This window comes from Pseudoxanthomonas gei (genome assembly GCF_010119615.1).
Classification (GTDB): Bacteria; Pseudomonadota; Gammaproteobacteria; order Xanthomonadales; family Xanthomonadaceae; genus Pseudoxanthomonas_A; species Pseudoxanthomonas_A gei.
On record NZ_QOVG01000023.1, the window covers coordinates 1 to 658 of the forward strand.

The window sequence follows — 658 nt, forward strand, 5'->3', positions numbered from 1 at the left end:
GCATTAATCTGCGTAAATTCACTATAGCCTTCATTGGCTACGGTCCCACTGGCGGCCTGAATCACGGCTTTGGCGGCCGCGAGCTGGGTAGCGCTCAAACTACTAAAGGCCAGGCCATTTCGACACGACACCCCACAGGGAAGGTTCGACCATCTTTTGGCATTGGTCAGGTTTAACGTCAGCACGACCGTGGCCTGCTGAGTCGTCGATAAGGTTGCCAAAAAGGCATTCGCGAGCGCAACCACCTGAGCGGGCGTGGCTGCCGTTCCGGTGGTACTAACCGTAAAATCGCTGGTCGAGGCCACGGTGTTGCTGCCAACGGTTACCACGAGTTTACCCGTCGTTGCTCCGGCAGGAACGGCAACGGTCAACGACGTACCGGTGGCGGCTGAAACCGTGGCCGCAACGCCGTTAAAGGTGACGGTATTGCTGGCGGGCGTGGTGCTGAAATTAGTACCGGTAATCACAACCGAGGTACCCACGGTTCCACTGGTGGGACTAAAGGTCGTAATCGTTGGCGAGGTGGTCGTACTGGTGGTGGTCACCGTAAAGCTGGTGGATGAAGTCGCCGTCTGCCCATCAACGGTGACGGTTATGGTCCCAGTGGTGGCGCCTGTTGGCACCGTGACCGTAAGGACGGTAGCCGTAGCTGCGGTGA

2 protein-coding genes are annotated in these 658 nt (G+C 58.2%); one reads left to right on the plus strand and one right to left on the minus strand.

Annotation, left to right across the window (positions count from 1 at the left end; genetic code table 11):
• Positions 1-482: DUF3500 domain-containing protein (locus DT603_RS16270; protein WP_343037782.1), on the minus strand; the 482-nt coding region annotated here is incomplete at its 3' end.
• On the opposite strand from DT603_RS16270, the gene DT603_RS16170 reads away from it, so the two are divergent.
• The coding region (locus DT603_RS16170) for a hypothetical protein (RefSeq protein ID WP_343037783.1) at positions 382-658 on the plus strand (277 nt) is incomplete at its 3' end. The genes DT603_RS16270 and DT603_RS16170 overlap by 101 nt on opposite strands.